Here is a 19,707-nt window from a genome sequence, read left to right as displayed (position 1 = left end):
AGCGCTTGCAGGGACTATCTTAACGCAGATTGTTTATTTTAGCAACAATAATTTGCTGTAAATTTTAAGTAATCACTCAAGTGTTTAATAATGCAACACATCGAGCAGTAAAAAAAGCACAAACTTAAAGATTATTCTTTAAGTTTGCGCCAAAGTGTGGCCCGGTTAATCCCCAGGCGATCTGCAGCCTTGGATTGATTATTGTTTTCTTCCTGCAGAACGTGTTGAATAATTTCCTTCTCGATCTCTTTCAGCGTACCGTTCAACCTCATCGTGTTTGTTGCGGAATGCTGATTAAGCAGGCGGGACAACGTATCTGTTGAGATCACATAATCCTGCTCATTCAGGGCAGCCTGTTTGATAAGATGCTTCAGCTGGCTGACTGTCATCTGTGGAACCTGCTCCTGGATTAACTGTAGAGCATCCTCTTTGATCTTCACCGCAGCGGTTCCATACTTATGATAATAGTCGGTAAGGAACTGCTGGATCAGTGGTGCCAGATCCTCCAGCCTGTCCGCAAGACTTGGCATCATCATGGTACTCAGCTCGATATCAAGCGTCCAATACGGATTCAAGGGTTCTTCTCCCAGAATGAATACACCAATCTGCCTGCTTAGACAGGTTTGAATAAATGAGGTCACCTCTTCATCATGGAGCCGTTGTTCGATATGATTCAGCTCCACGTTGCGGACTTTGGAGAGCGGTATTTTATGCAAATGACCGGCAGGTACCTGCGATAGGTTTATTTGCAGCAAAAGTCCACCGCCTGAGTACATCTGATGCATGTGTTTTACGAGAAATGATTTGCCTGAATCTGCATGTCCGAGCAGATAGATGGGTTCGTGATTTTCATATAAAGCCCGAATGTTCTTCAACATCACCTGCATGGCTGGTGATTCGGCAACAATGGGCTCGATGGTTATATCCGTGTAGGTGGTTATGCCGAATTGTGCAAACTGGTAGGGCTGTCCTTTTTCAAGCGTGTAGACTTTATAACCCTTATTATTCAGCGTTGTTTCATGGGCCGTTACCGTCAGCTGATAATCGTCGACCATGAACATATGTTGAACCTGGGATTGCTCAAACTCCAGATTGGTATTTATCAAATGAATAAAATTTTCCGTCAGTGGGTTCTGCTCGAAATCGGTCAGGTTTTCAAATACAATATCGTTCCGTTCATCTAAAATAAGCAGATTGGGGTGCTCTTGTGTGACCAGGTTGTTCAAAATGACGGAGATGGCTTGATTCTTGCTCAGATAGCGAAACACCAGCTGGGCATCTTCAAGCGCGCGCATAATGGCTTCCTTGCCAGACTGGATCAATAACCCTTCGAGCCCATAGGTTCTGGCGGTATCTACGGTGATAACATCCCCGACAATCTGACGGTACCCGGATGCTTTCAGCTCCAGCAGCAGCCTGGCGACATCTTCGGAACTGCGAATCGTGTATACCTTGAGGGGCAGGTCCATCAGATCAATAATGGACTGTGCACCTGATGTGATATTGGAAAAGCCAACGATGGCCGTTTTGCCGTTAAACTGGCTGGCCAGAGTCAAGGAACGAATCATGTCATATCCCGAGAGCTGCACATCAATGACGGGAATGGTGACGGCTTCCTTGATCAACTGTGCAGTACCCCCACGGCTAATAATAATTTCGGCCCCGTTTCGTTCGGCTTGTGAGGCCAGTTCGGCCCCCTTTGCCAAGTCTCCCACATCGCATTGAATTGATAATTGAGGAAACCGGGGAATGCACTCTTGTATAATGGTAGTCATGGATTCGTAAGGAGCAATGATATGAACTCGTGTACGCATAATGTTCCTGCCTTTTATAGAAATCTCATTTAATGGTTCCCTTATTATAGCCAACTTACGAGAGATTGGCATCTTTGGCGTAGGACAGCTTCAGAGTGCAGGAGGGTAGAGAAGGATTGCCATGCTGTTTGCTAGCAATGCGACCTGTGATAATTATCACGGAAGATCGGAATCCATTTTTTCAAAATGAATACATAAGCATCAACGATGGCAAGGGAAGAAAGGAGCGTCATGCGATGTCAGCATTTCGTGAAGCGGTAGAGCCGGATCATATCATTCAATGCGTGGTTAATGAGTTTACGTGCAGAGTGCTCTGGAGCGAAGGTCGTCCATGTCTGGAGTATCAGCATGAAGAGGATCTGAAGCATATTACGGCATATGTTGAGGCAAACTTTGGTGTAGAACTGCTGGATGTATTCTTTACCACGGTAGAGAGTCTTCCCGCCTGATCCGGATAGCCATACCATTAAAAATGGATAGTGCAGCGTAAGAGCAACCATCAGCAGGAGCTGATGGTTTTTCATTTGGGAAATGCCGGCCAATCCAGGGAAATGAAACCTCGTTCTTGGAATTCATGTATTATAGGGTATATGTAAACTTTTCGGAGGAGGAACACAGGAATGGGAATCTTATCGAGGTTTAGGGACGTGATGAAGGCCAATGTGAACAGCTTGCTGGCTCGGGCGGAAGATCCGGAGAAGACCGTGAATGAATATATGCGGAGTCTGAGCAGTGATCTGGGACAGGTGAAAGCGGAGACGGCGGCCGTTCTGTCGGAGGAGAGCAGGGCGAAGCGGGCTTTGGATGAATGCAGCGCCGAGATGAAGAAATTGCAGCGGTATGCAGAGAAGTCGGCAGAATCAGGCGATGAAGATAAGGCTCGGAGTTTTCTGGAGAAGAAAGTGAAGCAGACGGAGAAATGGAACGAATTACAGGCAGCGTATGAGCGTGCCTCCGCAAAAGCCAAAATGATGAAGCATATGAATGATAAATTGGTAGCAGATCTGGGACAATTGGAAGCCAGACATACCGAGCTGAAAGGCAGAATGGCAGAGGCGAAGGCCCAGCAGCAGGCCAATGAACGGAATGCTTCAGTAGGGAAAGCAAATGCGGCTTTTCAGGCGATGGAAGAGAAGGCCAATCTGGCTTTGAATGAAGCAGAGGCACTTGCTGAGCTCCGGGCAGGGAAGCAGGAAGATGATCTGGATGAACTTATTGCGCAGCTGGAGAAAGAAATGAACGCGAAAGCGGGTAATAGTGACAATACAGTTCCCAGTGCGGAGGAAGAACTCGCAGCAATTCAGGAGAAGCTGAAGAATAATTAGGATGGATACGTTTATATTTCGTTAATATTGAGGTGAGCAGATGCCAGTTATTGAATACAAGTGTCCCAACTGTGGCAGTGGTATGGTTTTTGACAGCGCGACAGGTTCATTATCCTGCCCGAGCTGTGGGAGACAGGACAACATTGAGCAAATCCCTGATCCGCTCAAGAAACAGGTGTTCACGGAAAATGAAGTGAAGCAATATCACTGTAACAGCTGCGGCGCGGATATCGTCACGGAACCGGAGACAAGTGCAACCACTTGCAGCTTCTGCGGGGCAGCTGTTGTGCTGAGCGATCGGCTGACGGGTGATCTGGCACCCGGCATGGTTATTCCCTTTTCCATCAGCAAGGAGCAGGCGAAGCAGGCATTCAAAAAGTGGTGCCGGAACGGCCTGCTGACCCCGAGCGGATTCATGAGCGCAGACCGGATTCAGAATATTACGGGGATGTATGTGCCGTTCTGGTTATATGAGTTACATAACAAAATCGAAGTTCACGGCCGCGGAACCAAGGTGAGAACCTACACGCAAGGCGACTACCATTATACGGAAACACAGCATTTTGATATCTACCGGAAAATCCGGCTCAACTATGTGAATCTGCCCATTGATGCTTCGGAGAAAATGAAGGATGAGCTGATGGATAAGCTGGAGCCGTTTCCCTATAACCAGCTGAAGGAGTTCAAGACCCCGTATCTTGCGGGATACATTGCAGAGAAATACAGCTATACCGATGAAGAGTTATATCCGCGGGCCAAGGAGAAGACCCGATCTTATATTGATTCATATATCGCTTCAACTGTATCCGGTTATAACAGTGTAAGTTACACGGACAAACAAATTGATACGACACTTAAAAATGCAGACTATGTGCTGCTTCCCGTATGGATGGTCTATTATGACTTCAATCGTGCCCAATATACCTTTGCCATGAATGGCCAAACGGGAAAAGTGGTCGGCAAACCGCCCATTAGCAAAGCCAAAGTGGCCGGATGGTTCGCTGGCGTTTCCGCCGTGTCCTTATTATCCTTGAAACTGATCTCCTGGATGATGGGAGGTGGGTTCCTTTGAAACAGGTCAAACAGCTTGCAATGGCGACCACCCTGGTAATGATGGCATTTGGTCTGGTCTTCTCCTTTTTGACTGTTCAGACCGCCTCGGCAGCAGAGAGTAAAAATCTCATCTATGATGAGGCCAATCTGCTGAGTGAGCAGGAGAAAAGTGAATTGAACGCACTGGCGAATGAGTATGGAGCCGAGAGGCAGACGGATTTTATTATTTTTACTTCCAATAATGAAGTGCACAAGAGTGAAGAATTGTTAACGGAGGATTTCTACGACGAGCGAGCGCCCGGTTACGATAAGGCTCACGGAAACACGGTCATTTTGACACTCGATATGTACAATCGACAAATGTATTTGGCTGGTTTTTACAAAGGAGAAGAGTATATCGACAACGGGAGGGCTGATAAAATTACAGCCAAAATAGCCCCGGATGTAACCGATGGGAATTATAGACTGGCTTTTGAGAAGTATCTGGACATGTCCTATGAATACATGGGAATTAAACCGGGTGTGAACCCGGATAACATTCTATTCAAAACCTGGTTTCAGCTCGCTGCATCCGTGGCGATCGGAGGAATCGTAGTTGGGGTGATGGCCTACCGTTCAGGAGGAAGAGTCACCGTCAATCGAGCAACATATGAGGATTCCAGTTCCTCCAGTGTAATTGATCGTCAGGATCGGTATATCCGCACAACGGTCACCAAACAAAAAATAGAAAGAAACAATAACAACGGCGGCGGAGGCGGCGGTGGTGGAGGTACCACCCGAGGCGGCCACTCACATAGCGGAAGCAGCAGATCGTTTTAACATTTGTTTTAGTACCACATAGAAGGGATGGGAACGAGTATGGGATTTTTCAAAAATCAATTTTCGAATGTAGTGGAATGGGAAGAATTCAGAGATGATATGATTTTCTGGAAGTGGAGCAACCGGGAGATCAAGAAGGGCAGTAAGCTGATTATCCGTTCGGGTCAGGATGCGATCTTTTTGAACAACGGCAAGGTTGAGGGAATCTTTGAAGATGAGGGCTCATTTAATATCGATTCTGAGATCATTCCGTTTCTGTCTACATTAAAAGGGTTTAAATTCGGGTTCAACAGCGGCATGCGGGTCGAAGTGCTGTTTGTGAATACAAAGGAATTTACCGTTCGGTGGGGAACGCAAAGTCCTGTACTGATTCCCACACCGCAGCTCCCCGGCGGGATGCCGATTCGGGCTAACGGTACGTTCAACTTCAAGGTGAGTGACTACGTCACGCTCATTGATAAAATTGCTGGCATCAAACAGAGCTATCTGGTCGAGGATGTCAAAATCCGCATGACTTCTGTACTGGATCAGCTGCTTATGAAGTGGATCAGCCGTGAAGGCAAGGATATGTTCAACCTGCAGGCGAACGCGTCGGAGATTGCAAAAGGTATACAAGAAGACCTGGATATGCAAATGATGGACATCGGAATCGGCATTACCGGATTCCAGGTGATGAGTTTCAATTACCCGCAGGAGATTCAGGATATGATCACGAAGACTGCTTCGCATGAGATGATCGGTAACCTACAGAAATACCAGCAGGTTAGCATGACGGATGGCATCGCATCAGGCAAGGTGAAAGGCGGCGGCGCCGCATCGGATATGGCGGGCATGATGATGGGCATGAATATGGCTAACGAAATGATGAAGAACATGAACCAGAATCAAGGCCAGAATCAAAATAACAATAACAACAGTTCAGGCCAAAATACGGATCAACCATCCGCGCCCAAGGAAGGATCTTCTTCCGAGGGGGCCAAGAAGCCGAACTTCTGTCCGAACTGTGGTGCCAAAAATGAAGGTGCCAACTTCTGTCCGAACTGTGGTCAAAAGCTGGTTTAACATAGCGGAATTGAAGAAGGGCTCACATCGGAGTGGAAACTCCGTATGGAGCCTTTTTTTCTTTTACTATTTAATTTTGATAAAAGTGTTGACAATACCCCAAAAATAACTTATCTTTAATTTAAGATATTTAATTCAAAGGAAAATGACACCAAAGAATAATATCTGAATCCAATTACAAGGAGAGAGATCAAGATGATGATTCCAACATTGACCAGAATAAATGAACTTTCCAGAAAAGCTAAAGAGGCAGAACTGACAGAGATGGAGAAAGCGGAACAAATTCGTCTGCGCCAGGAATACCTGCAAATCTTTCGCGGTTCGATCAATGATATTCTGCTGAATGTCACCATCTATGATCCGAACGGCGATGACGTTACTCCGGACAAATTGAAACAGGAGCAAGCAAGCCAAAACAACAACTAAATTCAATCGGTCATATATCTTAAAATAAAGATAATACAAATTACAATAAATAAAAAAACTAAAACCAACATATCCAAGGAGGAATTTATAATGACACTTCAAACTGCAGGTATCCACCATATTACGGCTTTTGCGGGAGATCCACAGGCCAATGTCGACTTTTACGCTGGGGTTTTGGGACTTCGTCTCGTAAAAAAAACAATCAACTTCGATGCACCAGACGTGTACCATCTGTACTTCGGGGATGAAAAAGGCAGCCCGGGCACCATTATTACCTTCTTCCCATCTGCCGGATCACCTCGAGGCAAAATTGGCGGCGGCCAAGTCGGCATTACCTCTTATGTCATTCCTCCTGGGACTATTGGCTTCTGGCAGGATCGGCTGGAACGGTATAACATTGAGGTAACGAAAACAAGTCGCTTCAATGAAGAGCTTCTTCAATTCGAAGACAGCGAAGGCTTGCGGCTTGAGCTTGTTGAACGGGAAGAGGGTGCTGCCAGCACATGGGAGCATGAAGGAATTCCGGCAAACAAAGCGATCAAAGGCTTTGGCGGTGCTGTATTGTTCAGTGTGAATCCACAGAGAACAATGGATGCACTGGAGAACATTCTGGGATTCGTCAGAGTGGATGAAAATGAAGAGTATGCCCGTTTCCGTTCCAGCGGAGATATCGGTAACGTCGTGGACGTTCCGGTTACCCGCATACCTCTGGGTGTAGGCGGCTCAGGAACAGTACACCACATTGCGTGGCGTGCCAAAGATTTTGAAGAGCATGAGGCATGGAGAGGGGCCGTATACCAATATGGCTACCAACCAACCCCGGTCCGCGACCGCCAATATTTCAATGCCATCTACTTCAGAGAAGCAGGCGGAATCCTGTTTGAAATTGCAACAGATCCACCGGGATTTGCCAAAGATGAACCTGCTGATGCACTCGGAGAAAAATTGATGCTGCCAGAGTGGTTCGAACAATACCGTGAACAGATCGAAGGCAATTTGCAGCCGATTGTGGTAAGAACGTTGGAACCTGCCGCAACAGCTGCTAAGTAATGGACAATATAAACCATAGCGGCCAGAACGATGTTCCGGCCGCGAATGGATTAACTTTTACATAAGACAAATGAAGACTTGAACCCAAAGGAGCATCGAAGGATGATGGAGAAAAAGGTTACCTGGCTGGAGCTGTTTTACGATCTGCTCTTCGTCGCAGCCGTATCCAAAGCAGGACATGTCCTGCTGCATGCCGAACACGGCGTTATTACGTTTGAATATCTAATGAAATTTGTATTGATCTTCATCCCCGTCTGGTGGGCATGGGTGGGACAGACCCTATTCATTAATCGATACGGTCAGGATGTCCTCAGCCATCGCATCTTTCTCATCCTTCAGCTTCTGTCGGTTCTCGTGATGACGGCAAGTCTTTCGACCCATTTTGATCAGTATTACCTGTCATTCTTCGTAGGGTATATCGGTTCGAGGGCGTTTACCGCGATTCAGTATCTTACGGTTCACAAGTCCAAAAGCCCACATCAACAACAGGCGGCCCGCTATCTGGGGATCTGCTTTATCATCGGTATTCTAATCTCCTCCGGTTCCCTGTTCTTCGATTCATGGGTGCGCTACGTCGTGCTGTATGCGGGGATTGCGGTAGATATCGTGCTTCCGCTGATTGGACGCAAAAATCTGGTAAAGGTACCGATTCAGACGCATCACCTGCTCGAGCGCTTTGCACTCTTTACACTCATCCTGCTCGGTGAGTCGGTAGTTAGTATTATTGCTGTACTGCAGGCCGATCACTGGGATCTGAGATCCATCCTGTTTGCTGCCTTTACTTCCATATTCGTCATTGCGATGTGGTGGCAGTATTTCGATAACGTGGAGAAAAAGGTCAGCAAGGAAATTCAGACGGCCGGGCAAGCGATCATCTATGGCCATCTGTTCATCTACATTTCAATGAGCATGATCGCTGCTTCAATTCAGCTGCTGTACCTGAATGAGCTTAATTATGTATTCATGCTGGGATTTGGCTTCGGATCTGTACTGCTCTACTTCTTGTCGACCTCGCTCGTATTTCATCGTTACCGACATGCACACTCAAGACTTCGTCCGTTTCATCTGGTAACGATGGTTGGCGTGCTGGCTGCATTTGTCATTGTGGATCTGATCTATCAGGTTCCGAACTACGTTATCGTGGGTGAAGATATGTTATTCTTCCTTCTATATGCGAAGCTGACGACTTGAATAGCAATTTGAAACGAATTTATAAGTCACGGACGGATTGCGTTCGTGGCTTTTTGGTTTAATTTTTCTAAAATGTCATGTCGACAATGTGAAAAAGCGGTTTCGTGAGTTATTTTCTTCTATAGAATCTGTTAATATGGGACTATGTACAAGTGAATCTACCAAATCACTGAATAGGGATAGCGATTCATGGATTATGGGGAGAACAATCAGGAGGGAAATCATTGAGTACACATCAAATCGGGGTTCCATTGGAAGGGTTTGCAGAATTTAGCCGCACGGTTGCCGCAGAAGGCGCGGTACTATTGAGAAACGAAGGTCAGGTACTTCCTCTTCGTGACAACGAAAACGTTTCAGTTTTTGGCCGGATTCAAGTTAACTACTATCGCAGCGGCACAGGTTCAGGCGGAAGCGTGCATGTAGCATATACAACGAACCTGCTGGATGGGCTTCGCAGCAAGAAGAACATCACCGTTAATGAAGAACTGGCAGCAGTCTATGAAAAGTGGATTGAGGAAAATCCATTTGATGATGGCGGTAAAGTATGGGCTGCTGAACCTTGGAACCAGAAGGAAATGCCTCTGACAGATGAATTGGTTGCACAGGCAAGAAGCAAGTCTGGCAAAGCCATCGTGGTAATTGGACGTACTGCTGGGGAAGATCAGGATAATGCTGATGCACCAGGCAGCTACCAGCTGACCGAAGATGAGAAAGCCATGCTGAAGCAGGTTACAGCGCATTTTGAACATACCATTGTGGTGCTGAATGTCTCCAATATTATTGATATGAGCTGGTTGAACGAAACGTATGTACATCCGATTCAGGGCGTCATCTACTCCTGGCATGGTGGTATGGAGGGTGGTAACGCGATTGCCGATGTACTGGCGGGTGACGTTACACCGAGCGGTAAACTGACGGATACGATTGCGTATTCCATCGAAGATTATCCTTCAACAAGCAACTATGGCAACGAGTTCAAGAACCTGTATCAGGAAGATATTTATGTGGGTTATCGTTATTTCGAAACGTTTCGACCTGAAAAGGTGCAATTTGAATTCGGTTACGGCCTGTCTTATACGACGTTTGCCATTCAACCGCAAGATGCTCGCACGATTTCCAGAGAAGGCCAAACCTTCATTGAAGTCCGTGTAAACGTGACCAACTCGGGTACAACATATGCGGGCAAAGAGGTTGTACAGGTGTACTACGAAGCACCACAAGGCAAGCTCGGACAACCTGTGAAAGCTCTGGCTGCCTTCGGCAAAACAGGACTGCTCCAGCCTGGAGAATCGGAATTGCTGACGGTAAGCTTCCCGGTACATACTATGGCATCCTACGATGATGCAGGCGTCACAGGATATGCATCTGCTTACGTTCTCGAAGAAGGCACGTATCGTTTGCACGTTGGTACCAGTGTAAAACAAGCAGACCACATCGAAATTGACGGTCAGGATGGGTACATCGTAGAAACGATTCAATTGGTGGAACAGCTGCAAGAGGCGATGGCCCCAACCGAAGATTTCACGCGGATGAAGCCAGGTGTTCGCAAGGCAGATGGGTCATACGAACTTATCTATGTGGACGTGCCGAAGCGTCAGGTTTCCATGGCAGACCGGATTGAGAAGAATCTGCCACAAACGCTGGAGCAAACGGGTAACCAAGGTTACAAATTGAGCGATGTCAAAAACGGAAAAGTCAGTCTGGAAGCCTTCATCGCCCAATTGAGCGATCAGGATCTGGCTGCGATCGTACGAGGCGAGGGTATGAGCAGTCCGCTTGTTACCTCGGGTACAGCATCCGCATTCGGTGGTGTCAGCGACAGCCTGTTTAACTACGGCATTCCTGTAGCCTGCACAGCGGATGGCCCATCCGGCATTCGTATGGATAGTGGGGAGAAAGCTACACAAGTTTCGATCGGTACGCTGCTGGCAGCGACATGGAACACGGATCTCGTTGAAGAGCTGTACGTCATGGAGGGCCAGGAGCTGTTAAGAAATCAGGTGGATACCCTGCTCGGACCTGGACTCAATATTCGCCGCAGCCCGCTCAACGGTCGTAACTTCGAGTACTTCTCCGAAGACCCGCTGATCTCGGGTGTGTTTGCGGCAGCATGCACCAAAGGTATTATGAAGGGCGGATCCAACGCGACCCTGAAGCACTTTGCCTGCAACAATCAGGAGAAACACCGCAGCAAGGTCGATGCCGTAGTCTCGGAGCGTGCGCTGCGTGAGATTTACCTGAAAGGGTTCGAAATTGCCGTGAAACAAGGTGGCGCCAATTCTATCATGACCTCTTACAACCCGATTAACGGACACTGGGCTGCATCCAACTACGATCTGAACACAACGATTCTGCGTGGAGAATGGGATTTCGACGGGATCGTTATGACAGACTGGTGGGCCATTATGAACGATGTGGTCGAAGGCGGAGAGGCTGACCGCAAATATACAAACTGGATGATCCGTGCGCAGAACGATCTGTACATGGTTGTGCCGAACTATGGCGCAGAGATCAACGGCTGGGATGATAACACGATTGAGTCCTTGGCAAATGGAACCCTTACACGCGGAGAGCTCCAGCGCTCGGCGATCAATATTTGCAAGTTCATCATGAATGCACCGGTTTCCTCGAGAAAACACGAAATCGTGGAGAACGTGGCTTCCTTCCAGGCCAATGCATCCCTTGCTGCAGACCAGGCCCAGGCTCTGGCTGAGAATGCACAGGTGAAGCCTGCTGTAAGCGAGCCAGTCTATATGAAAGTGGATGAGGCAGGCCAATATCGGATTATCGTACAGATCATGTCCCCTGAGCCGGAACTGGCCCAAAGCGCATGTAATGTGCTTTTGAATGACCAGTTGATGACGACCATTCAGACCAATGGTACCGAAGGCAAATGGATCAGACAGAAGCTTGTAAAAGTAGAGCTGGAAGCAGGGCTGTATGAGTTGAAGCTGGACTTCACCAAACCGGGTCTGCAGATCGACTGGATTGAATTCAAACAGGTCTAGTACAGGCATACAGGCATCCTGTGATGGGCATGTTGTTACTGGACAGGCTGACTGTTATGATGTTGTTAGGAGATCCTGAAATTCTGAACAATCTGGTCAGGAGTGTTGCGAAGGATGAGAAGGTATAATTTTTGGAGTCCAATCCTGCTGATTGCAGTGGCATTGATTGTAAGAAGCCTGGTAACCAACCTGGGTATGCTGTTCGGCATGTCGCAGGAATCAGCAAGTAGTATCGCCATGATTGCCATGGTGATTGCCGCACTTATTATGTTTAATCGAATGACGAAGGCTCGTCGCAAAAAATAAAAAAAGCCAAGATGGCCGAAAAGGAAATCAAGGCAAGATAGACACCCTCCGGGGTGTCTTTTTTTATATTGACGCGCTGAACCTAACGTTTTAGACTAAACCTAAATCATAATAACGATATTTAAATAACGAAAATAACAAAACAAGTAATGGATTAAATTTGCACAATGACATGGGAACGCAAAGGACAGAAAAAAACTGAAGAGGCGTAAAGCTCCCCCTACCTGGGATGTTAACCTTCAAAGAGTGAGGAATAAGGACCGCAAATGCACAAGTGATGAGGCTTTGACGGTCCTTATGTCATGGGACGTGGACGGAACTGGTTCGGTGAGAGTCCGGTACCCCGTCTGAATTGCCTCGAGAAGTGGCTGACAGAGTGATAGCCAAGTTCATCTGCGATATCCTCAATGGTCTTATTGGTACTGACGAGCAGTTGTTTGGCATGGTTAAGCTTCTTCTCCGTGACATATTGCCGCGGGGAGATGCCGTATATTTCTTTGAATATTTTGGTGCACTGGCTACGGCTCAGGTTCAGCTCTTCGGCCATCTGTGTGATGGAACCTTCACTCGAAATGATATTCTGCAGCTGCTCTTCGATGCGATGTGCAGTATCAGCCTTATGCATGGTTACCTCCGGTATGACGTCCGGGATATAATCAGCTTCTCCGGATTGCAGCAGGATGATCTCCTGAATGATCAGGAGGATGTAGGCTTGCAGTGCCATTTTCTGAACCGAAGTCAGGGTGATTCTGGTTTCTGAGCCATTTGGAGCTGATAGGGAAGTGGAGGACAGACTGTGCTTCATCTCCCGTTCAATCTTGGCTACATAGGCAGGCAGTTCAGTGGCAGCTGCCTTGCTGTGGGGAATCAGGCGATATTCCTGCTGGCTCAGCGTTCTTCGCAGTTCGGAATCATCAATGTCGAAGTGAATATTAAAAAAGTCAAAGCGTGAATGATGGATCGGTTCCATGTCGCCTGTGGGCTCGTTGGAATGGGCGTTCTCCATCTGGTGTCTGGCACCTGCACGGATGAAGAACCAGTCTCCTGGTCCAAGCAGAATTTCATCCGCACCGATCAGCATTCTGCCTTCTCCAGATTGGCAGTACAGAACTTCATATAAATGATGATGGTGCTTTGGATAGACCCAGCCGGGTGATTTCCTGCCAAAATGACATCCCGTAACCTGCAGTGTGCTTGTCATATTGGGAAAGATCACATCCGTATCCATGGAATCACCGCCTTGAACTTGTTGTCACAGATTATACCACTCGGCAAGTAGGCACAAAAGGTCAAAAAACCGGACGCTTTGTGAATGGTGAGAAGCCTCCAGGACTTATATATTGGAAGGAACGAAGGGAGTCATCCAATGAAGAGACAGCCCATACTGGAAGTGATTGCAGTAGATGCAGCAGACGCCAGGGCAGCCGAGCAGGGTGGAGCAGATCGAATTGAACTGGTCTCTGCCATGTCTGAAGGAGGCCTTACCCCCAGCGTTGGCATTATCGAGCAAGTGGTGTCCCAAGTTACCATTCCGGTATATGTCATGATTCGTCCGCATAGCCGCTCGTTCTGCTATAGCGCCGAGGACATCCGTGTTATGACTCAGGAGGTACGCATGGCTAGAGAACTTGGAGCATCTGGCATTGTGGTCGGTGCCTTGTCGGAAGGCGGAGAGGTTGATCTTGCAGCCATGGCGTCATGTCTATCCGAAGCACAGGAACTTGGTGTTACATTTCATCGAGCCATAGATGTGAGCGCAAGTCTGTCAGGAACACTCCATTCCATCAGCACGCTGGGACAGGTAGAACGTGTACTGACATCTGGAGGAAAACGGGCAGCACCTGAAGCCATTTCTGAATTGAAACAGCTCCATGAACTGAGTCAGGCGTTGGATATAACGGTAATGGCTGGCTCAGGGGTAACCTTGGACAGGATTAGGGATTTGGTAAGGCAAACGGGTATCACGGAATTACATATGGGTTCAGGTGTCCGATACGAAGGCAGTTTTCATAAGCCCATTCATCCGCAGATGGTTGAAGAAGCCAAACGACATCTGTTAAGTGCATTCCAATCCACGAATGACGGGAGTGATACACGATGAGTCATAGACTGCAAGCAACCGATTGGGTCAAGGCAGCAGCACAAGTCAGGCCTTCCAAGCGCCAGCTGGAGTGGCAGGAGATGGAGTTCTACGCCTTTATTCATTTTACGGTAAATACATTCACGGATCGCGAATGGGGGACTGGCGAAGAAAGCCCAGCAATCTTCAATCCTTCGGAACTCAACGCAGAGCAATGGGTAGAGACGTGTAAGGCGGCAGGTATGAAGGGATTGATCCTGACATGCAAGCATCATGACGGGTTTTGTCTGTGGCCAAGTCAGTTTACCGAGCATACAGTCGCAGCTAGTCCGTGGAGAAGCGGCACAGGTGATCTGGTAAAAGAAGTGGCCGATGCCTGCCGTGAGGGCGGATTGAAATTTGGCATTTATTTGTCCCCTTGGGATCGTCATGAGGCATCATACGGGGATTCAGAGAGGTATAACCAGTTTTTCCTCCATCAGCTGCGCGAGCTGCTCACCAAATATGGCGATATCTTCTGTGTGTGGTTTGACGGAGCATGCGGCGAAGGTGCGAATGGCAAAAGGCAGGTCTACGACTGGGACGCATACTATGCGCTTATTCGGGAACTCCAGCCGGAAGCTGTGATCTCGGTATGCGGCCCGGATGTCCGCTGGTGCGGCAACGAGGCTGGTCATACACGAGATTCGGAATGGAGTGTTGTGCCGGCACATATGCAGGATAATGAGAAGATTCAGGAGCAATCCCAGCAGGTGGATGATGGGGAGTTTGCCAGAAGGATCAATACGCAGGACAGTGATTTGGGAAGCAGAGAGGTCATACGTGACCTGGGTGACCAACTGATCTGGTACCCTGCCGAGGTGAATACATCCATTCGTCCAGGTTGGTTCTATCATGCAAGCGAGGATCGTCAAGTCAAAACGCTGGAGGAGCTGCTGACCGTCTACTACGGCGCAGTAGGGGGCAATGCCAGTTTTCTGCTCAACCTGCCGCCGGATACGCGTGGCCTTATTCACGAACGGGATGTGGAACGGCTGCAGGAGTTGGGAAATGTCCTGCGTACCACGTTTCAGGAAAACCTGGCATTGCATGCAAAGGCTGAAGCATCGGAGACGATGGATGAACAACATGAAGTCTCGCAAGTGCTGAGTGAACAGCTGGATACGTATTGGTGTCCGCGCGAAGGAACGGAGCAGGCGTGGGTTGAGGTGGATTTGCTAACGGAGACAGCGTTTGACCGGGTTGTGCTGATGGAACATATCCAGATAGGTCAACGGATTGAGCATTTTACACTGGAGGTTAGCAGGCCAGACGGTACCTGGGATGAGATATATACCGGAACGGTTGTAGGGTACAAGCGAATTTGTCGCTTTCCGAGAGTCAGATCGAGAAGGGTTCGACTAACCATTCATCAATCCAGGTGGTACCCGACGTTGTCCAGGCTGGGTGTATATCTGAGCGAGGGGGGAGAGGTGTAGCATGGCGGTTTTGACCTATCAAGGTTCACAATTCATGTATGATAACAAGCCTGTTCAAATTTGTTCTGGAGCCATCCATTATTTCAGGGTAGTGCCCGAATATTGGGAAGATCGACTATTGAAGCTGAAAGCTTGCGGATTTAATACCGTGGAGACATACGTGCCGTGGAATTTCCATGAACCACAGCCGGGACAGTATCGTTTTGAAGGCATGGCGGATCTGGAGCGATTTATTCAAATTGCAGGAGATGTGGGTCTGTATGTGATTGTCCGTCCGAGTCCTTATATATGTGCCGAATGGGAATTCGGGGGATTGCCTTCCTGGCTGCTGGCTGATGATGCTATCCGTCTTCGATGTAATGATGAGCAGTTTCTGGCGAATGTGGATCGGTATTATGATGTGCTTTTGCCCAAATTGCAACCGTTCCTCAGCACCCGAGGCGGACCAATCATCGCGATGCAGATTGAAAACGAATACGGCAGCTTCGGAAATGATGCGAGTTATCTGAAATATTTGCGTGATGGCATGGTACGGCGTGGTATCGATGTACTGCTCTTTACCTCGGACGGACCGACGGACCACATGCTGCAGGCTGGATCAGTGCCGGGGCACCTGGCTACAGTCAATTTTGGCTCAGGGACGCAAGGGGCTTTTGCCAAGCTGCGCACTTATCAAGCCGAAGAACCATTGATGTGTATGGAATACTGGAACGGTTGGTTTGATCATTGGGGAGAGTCACATCATACTCGTGATGCAGAAGATGTAGCTGGTGTATTCGAAGAGATGCTGCGAGAAGGAGCCTCAGTTAACTTTTATATGTTCCATGGCGGAACAAACTTCGGATTCTACAACGGGGCGAACTGTCAGCAAAAGAATCAATATGAGCCTACCATTACAAGTTATGATTACGATTCTCTGCTCAGTGAATCAGGGGAGCCGACAGCAAAATTCCATGCAGTACGTGATCTTATTGCCCGGTACAGCGGCCGCGATATGGGAGATCTTGTGCTGCCTGAATCAAAGGGTACCTTTGCCTACGGGCAAGTGAAGTTGACGGAACAGGCCGAACTGTTGAGACAGGTGGACCGGATCTCGGTCCCGGTTCAGCGAACCAATCCGGAACCGATGGAAAAGCTCGGTCAGGATTATGGATTTATTTTGTACCAAACCCGAATTTCCGGGCCCAGAGAGCGGCAAGAGCTGGTGGTTCAAGAGGTGCATGACCGTGCGCTGGTGTTTGTGGATGGTCAATTCCAGGGCGTGCTGGAACGCGGGAACGATGCTTTGTCAGTATCCTTTGAAGTGCCAGAAGAGGGTGCAGACATTACGATCCTTGTTGAAAACATGGGGCGAATCAACTATGGACCTTACCTGAGAGATCCCAAGGGCATTACAGAGGGAGTGCGTCATGGCTTTCAATTTTTATTCGATTGGACAATTTATTGTCTGCCGCTGACGGAGCTATCAGGATTGCAATTCGGCGAATTCTCTTCTGATATTGAGGGTCCGGCATTTTACCGGGGGAACTTTCAAGTCAACGAAGCGCAGGATACCTTTCTGCGACTGGACCATTGGACCAAGGGCGTCGTTTATGTAAACGGCTTCAATCTGGGGCGATATTGGGATAAGGGGCCGCAAAAAACCTTGTACGTCCCTGCGCCGCTGCTGCGCCAAGGTGTTAATGAAATCATCGTGTTTGAGCTGCATAAGACGACCGATCCGGCAGTAACTTTTGTTAATAAGGCAGATTTGGGCTAGGAAAAGGAAAAAAGCATAGCAAACGATTATTGGGAATTGTCGAGCCATCCGGAAAAAGGTATACGTTGGGTATGGTCATCGACTACAAGAGAGGATGAGGTGAAGTATGAAAGTTGGACTCAGTACCTACAGTCTGCAACAGGCACTTGATCGCAAGGAATTGACTGTGCCGGGTGCCATCCGATTTATTGCCGAGCAGGGCGGCGAGCATGTGGAGATTGTACCGATGGGATTCAGTCTGATCGACAATCCGGAGTTGATTGATGAAATTAAACAGACTGCAGAAGAGGTCGGAATCGACATTTCCAATTATGCGATTGGTGCAAACTTCGCTGTACAGGAGGACGGCGATGCACTGGAGCAAGAGATACAGAATGTGATGAGGCATGTGGATGTCGCTGCTGCACTGGGTGTTAAGCTTATGCGTCATGATGTAGCTTTTCGTCCAGCCGAAGAAGGGACTGTAGCGCAGTTTGAGAAGGACCTGCCGATACTGGTGCAGGCCTGTCAGCGAATCGCCGATTATGCGGCAGGCTTCGGAATTACAACGAGTGTAGAGAATCACGGTTATTATGTGCAGTCCAGCGAGCGGATTCAGCGACTGCTGCATGAAACGGCACGGGAAAATTTCAAGACCACGCTGGATGTCGGCAATTTCCTCTGTGTGGATGAAGATCCGGTGAGTGCCGTGAAAAATAACATTCCATACGCGTCAATTGTGCACGCCAAGGACTTCTACTGGAGATCTTCGTACCGCAATCCCGGTGAAGGATGGTTCCAAACCTCGCACGGCAATTACCTGCGCGGTGCCATTGTAGGCCATGGCGATATCGACATGCCTGAGGTGTTTCGTGTATTGAAGCAATCCGGGTATGACGGATATATTTCGGTTGAATTCGAAGGCATGGAAAATTGCCAAACCGCCTCACGCATTGCGATGGATAACGTTCGCCGCCTATGGGAAGAGGCATAGGGCTGAGTACTTGTTTTAAATAAAAGTATAAATAGTTACGTATGGATCTAACGGAAAGTTAGTTCAGTTAGGAAAAGTAGTGGAGGGGGCGAAATCGATTCTGTAGAAGCGTAGCGTGCGCCTTTATCACCGGATTTCCCCTTTGCAAAAAGGGAATTGAAGAAATCTGGGGATAAGAGCGATCGGAAGAACGATTCGTAACCGTAACGTCTACTCCGCTGGACGTCAATTATTTTATTTATGGAGGGTCAGCACTATGTCCAAATTGAAAGTCGCCGTCATCGGTGCCGGGTCAATATCCGATTGCCACCTGCAAGCCTATGCCAGTAATCCAGACGTTGAAATATACGCCATATGCGACCTGAATGAAGCACGTGCCGCAGACATGGCGAAGAAATATGATGCAACTCATGTATTTACCGATTACAAGGAACTGCTGGCCTTGCCCGAGATTCATTCCGTCAGCATCTGTACATGGAACGATTCACACGCAGAGATCAGCATTGCCGCACTGGACGCGGGTAAAAACGTGCTGTGTGAGAAGCCGCTATGCCAAACCGTAGAAGATGCACTCGAAGTAGAGAAAGCCGTTCATCGCAGCGGCAAGCTGCTGCAGGTCGGTTTTGTACGCCGCTATAGCGACAATGCACAGATTCTGAAGAAGTTCATCGATGCGGGTGAGCTGGGCGAGATCTATTATGCCAAAGCATCCAGCTTGCGTCGCCTCGGTAACCCGGGCGGCTGGTTCTCGGATATTAATCGCTCCGGCGGCGGTCCGCTGATTGATATTGGTGTGCATGTCATCGATATTTGTTGGTACCTGATGGGCAGACCAAAGGTGAAATCCGTTTCTGCCAACGTGTCCAATCGACTCGGCAATCGTGCCCATATCAAGAATCTGTCCTTTTACAAAGCAGCAGACTATGACGCTGAGCAGAACACTGTCGAGGATATGGCGAATGCCCTGATTCGTTTCGAAAATGGGGCAAGTCTGCTTGTGGATGTCAGCTTCACACTTCATGCCAAAGCGGATGAAACCTCGGTCAAACTGTACGGCGACAAGGGTGGTGCAGAACTGGAGCCGGAAATCTCGATCATTGGCGAGAAATTCAATACCATTTTGAACATGACCCCGCAGGTCGATTTCAAATCCTTCGATTTTATGGGCTCGTTCCGTAATGAAATCAATCATTTTATCGACAGCACACAGGGCCGGAAGGAAACGCTTAGTCCGGTAGAGGACGGCGTGGAAGTGATGAAAATGCTCTGTGCCATTTACGAGTCAGCACGCGAGGGACGCGAAATTTCACTGTAATAATGCCCTTATTTGTTGAACTGAACGTTTAAGCCAAAACGGAGAGGG

General features: G+C 48.3%; 17 protein-coding genes. 15 read left to right on the top strand and 2 right to left on the bottom strand.

Going from position 1 to position 19,707, the window contains the following annotated elements; genetic code table 11:
* Positions 1-131: 131 nt before the first annotated feature.
* A complete protein-coding gene (locus CHH60_RS27005; protein ID WP_255248104.1) occupies positions 132-1,775 on the bottom strand; it encodes a sigma-54-dependent Fis family transcriptional regulator in 1,644 nt (547 codons plus the stop codon).
* A 275-nt stretch (positions 1,776-2,050) separates the two neighbouring features.
* Here CHH60_RS27005 and CHH60_RS27000 point away from each other — a divergent pair, with 275 nt between their 5' ends.
* The 10 genes from CHH60_RS27000 to CHH60_RS26955 all read left to right on the top strand — a co-directional run bounded on the left by CHH60_RS27000 (position 2,051) and on the right by CHH60_RS26955 (position 12,054).
* Positions 2,051-2,263 carry a hypothetical protein gene (locus CHH60_RS27000; RefSeq protein ID WP_095362070.1) on the top strand — a complete coding sequence of 71 codons (213 nt, stop codon included), beginning with the start codon at positions 2,051-2,053 and terminating at the stop codon, positions 2,261-2,263.
* Between the two features lie 171 nt (positions 2,264-2,434).
* Positions 2,435-3,139 carry a PspA/IM30 family protein gene (locus CHH60_RS26995; RefSeq protein ID WP_095362011.1) on the top strand — a complete coding sequence of 235 codons (705 nt, stop codon included), beginning with the start codon at positions 2,435-2,437 and terminating at the stop codon, positions 3,137-3,139.
* A 40-nt stretch (positions 3,140-3,179) separates the two neighbouring features.
* Positions 3,180-4,211, top strand: coding sequence for a TFIIB-type zinc ribbon-containing protein (locus CHH60_RS26990; RefSeq protein ID WP_095362010.1), 1,032 nt, complete (start codon positions 3,180-3,182; stop codon positions 4,209-4,211).
* A 38-nt stretch (positions 4,212-4,249) separates the two neighbouring features.
* A complete protein-coding gene (locus CHH60_RS26985) occupies positions 4,250-5,011 on the top strand; it encodes a TPM domain-containing protein (RefSeq protein ID WP_095362069.1) in 762 nt (253 codons plus the stop codon).
* Positions 5,012-5,050: 39 nt separating this feature from the next.
* Positions 5,051-6,073, top strand: a complete 1,023-nt coding sequence (locus tag CHH60_RS26980) for an SPFH domain-containing protein (RefSeq protein ID WP_095362009.1) — start codon at positions 5,051-5,053, stop codon at positions 6,071-6,073.
* Positions 6,074-6,271: 198 nt separating this feature from the next.
* Positions 6,272-6,499 carry a DUF896 domain-containing protein gene (locus tag CHH60_RS26975; RefSeq protein WP_095293145.1) on the top strand — a complete coding sequence of 76 codons (228 nt, stop codon included), beginning with the start codon at positions 6,272-6,274 and terminating at the stop codon, positions 6,497-6,499.
* A gap of 90 nt (positions 6,500-6,589) precedes the next feature.
* Positions 6,590-7,549, top strand: coding sequence for a ring-cleaving dioxygenase (locus tag CHH60_RS26970; RefSeq protein WP_095362008.1), 960 nt, complete (start codon positions 6,590-6,592; stop codon positions 7,547-7,549).
* A 102-nt stretch (positions 7,550-7,651) separates the two neighbouring features.
* Positions 7,652-8,740 (top strand): low temperature requirement protein A, encoded by a 1,089-nt coding sequence (locus CHH60_RS26965; protein WP_095362007.1) that lies wholly within the window; start codon positions 7,652-7,654, stop codon positions 8,738-8,740.
* A 224-nt stretch (positions 8,741-8,964) separates the two neighbouring features.
* Entirely contained in the window at positions 8,965-11,748 is a 2,784-nt protein-coding gene (locus tag CHH60_RS26960) for a glycoside hydrolase family 3 C-terminal domain-containing protein (RefSeq protein WP_095362006.1), read from the top strand.
* 114 nt (positions 11,749-11,862) lie between these two features.
* Positions 11,863-12,054: a hypothetical protein gene (locus CHH60_RS26955; protein WP_095362005.1), complete on the top strand. Its 192-nt coding sequence runs from the start codon at positions 11,863-11,865 to the stop codon at positions 12,052-12,054.
* Between the two features lie 295 nt (positions 12,055-12,349).
* Here CHH60_RS26955 and CHH60_RS26950 read toward each other — a convergent pair whose 3' ends face one another.
* Positions 12,350-13,282 (bottom strand): AraC family transcriptional regulator, encoded by a 933-nt coding sequence (locus tag CHH60_RS26950; RefSeq protein ID WP_095362004.1) that lies wholly within the window; start codon positions 13,280-13,282, stop codon positions 12,350-12,352.
* Positions 13,283-13,420: 138 nt separating this feature from the next.
* Between CHH60_RS26950 and CHH60_RS26945 the strand changes: the two genes are divergently transcribed.
* The 5 genes from CHH60_RS26945 (at position 13,421) to CHH60_RS26925 (ending at position 19,659) form a co-directional block, all read left to right on the top strand.
* Positions 13,421-14,155 (top strand): copper homeostasis protein CutC, encoded by a 735-nt coding sequence (locus CHH60_RS26945; RefSeq protein WP_176476227.1) that lies wholly within the window; start codon positions 13,421-13,423, stop codon positions 14,153-14,155.
* Positions 14,152-15,612 (top strand): alpha-L-fucosidase, encoded by a 1,461-nt coding sequence (locus CHH60_RS26940; protein WP_095362002.1) that lies wholly within the window; start codon positions 14,152-14,154, stop codon positions 15,610-15,612. The genes CHH60_RS26945 and CHH60_RS26940 overlap by 4 nt, the downstream gene beginning before the upstream one ends.
* Position 15,613: 1 nt before the next feature.
* The gene (locus tag CHH60_RS26935; protein ID WP_095362001.1) at positions 15,614-17,371 is read left to right on the top strand and encodes a glycoside hydrolase family 35 protein; all 1,758 of its coding nucleotides are present in this window, start codon (positions 15,614-15,616) and stop codon (positions 17,369-17,371) included.
* Between the two features lie 106 nt (positions 17,372-17,477).
* On the top strand, positions 17,478-18,344 hold the full coding sequence (locus tag CHH60_RS26930) for a sugar phosphate isomerase/epimerase family protein (RefSeq protein ID WP_095362000.1): 867 nt from the start codon (positions 17,478-17,480) through the stop codon (positions 18,342-18,344).
* Between the two features lie 256 nt (positions 18,345-18,600).
* Positions 18,601-19,659 carry a Gfo/Idh/MocA family protein gene (locus tag CHH60_RS26925; protein WP_095361999.1) on the top strand — a complete coding sequence of 353 codons (1,059 nt, stop codon included), beginning with the start codon at positions 18,601-18,603 and terminating at the stop codon, positions 19,657-19,659.
* Positions 19,660-19,707 lie beyond the last annotated feature (48 nt).

The sequence above is a fragment of the Paenibacillus sp. 7523-1 genome, from assembly GCF_002276415.1.
In the GTDB taxonomy this organism is placed as follows: Bacteria; Bacillota; Bacilli; order Paenibacillales; family Paenibacillaceae; genus Paenibacillus; species Paenibacillus illinoisensis_A.
This window is presented reverse-complemented; position numbering and strand designations above follow the sequence as displayed.

Bases quoted from the DNA above. Each gene is read 5' to 3' on its own strand.
- CHH60_RS27005 (WP_255248104.1), bottom strand. From the start codon at position 1,775: ATGACTACCATTATACAAGAGTGCATTCCCCGGTTTCCTCAATTATCA.
- CHH60_RS27000 (WP_095362070.1), top strand. From the start codon at position 2,051: ATGTCAGCATTTCGTGAAGCGGTAGAGCCGGATCATATCATTCAATGC.
- CHH60_RS26995 (WP_095362011.1), top strand. From the start codon at position 2,435: ATGGGAATCTTATCGAGGTTTAGGGACGTGATGAAGGCCAATGTGAAC.
- CHH60_RS26990 (WP_095362010.1), top strand. From the start codon at position 3,180: ATGCCAGTTATTGAATACAAGTGTCCCAACTGTGGCAGTGGTATGGTT.
- CHH60_RS26985 (WP_095362069.1), top strand. From the start codon at position 4,250: ATGATGGCATTTGGTCTGGTCTTCTCCTTTTTGACTGTTCAGACCGCC.
- CHH60_RS26980 (WP_095362009.1), top strand. From the start codon at position 5,051: ATGGGATTTTTCAAAAATCAATTTTCGAATGTAGTGGAATGGGAAGAA.
- CHH60_RS26975 (WP_095293145.1), top strand. From the start codon at position 6,272: ATGATTCCAACATTGACCAGAATAAATGAACTTTCCAGAAAAGCTAAA.
- CHH60_RS26970 (WP_095362008.1), top strand. From the start codon at position 6,590: ATGACACTTCAAACTGCAGGTATCCACCATATTACGGCTTTTGCGGGA.
- CHH60_RS26965 (WP_095362007.1), top strand. From the start codon at position 7,652: ATGATGGAGAAAAAGGTTACCTGGCTGGAGCTGTTTTACGATCTGCTC.
- CHH60_RS26955 (WP_095362005.1), top strand. From the start codon at position 11,863: ATGAGAAGGTATAATTTTTGGAGTCCAATCCTGCTGATTGCAGTGGCA.
- CHH60_RS26950 (WP_095362004.1), bottom strand. From the start codon at position 13,282: ATGGATACGGATGTGATCTTTCCCAATATGACAAGCACACTGCAGGTT.
- CHH60_RS26945 (WP_176476227.1), top strand. From the start codon at position 13,421: ATGAAGAGACAGCCCATACTGGAAGTGATTGCAGTAGATGCAGCAGAC.
- CHH60_RS26940 (WP_095362002.1), top strand. From the start codon at position 14,152: ATGAGTCATAGACTGCAAGCAACCGATTGGGTCAAGGCAGCAGCACAA.
- CHH60_RS26935 (WP_095362001.1), top strand. From the start codon at position 15,614: ATGGCGGTTTTGACCTATCAAGGTTCACAATTCATGTATGATAACAAG.
- CHH60_RS26930 (WP_095362000.1), top strand. From the start codon at position 17,478: ATGAAAGTTGGACTCAGTACCTACAGTCTGCAACAGGCACTTGATCGC.
- CHH60_RS26925 (WP_095361999.1), top strand. From the start codon at position 18,601: ATGTCCAAATTGAAAGTCGCCGTCATCGGTGCCGGGTCAATATCCGAT.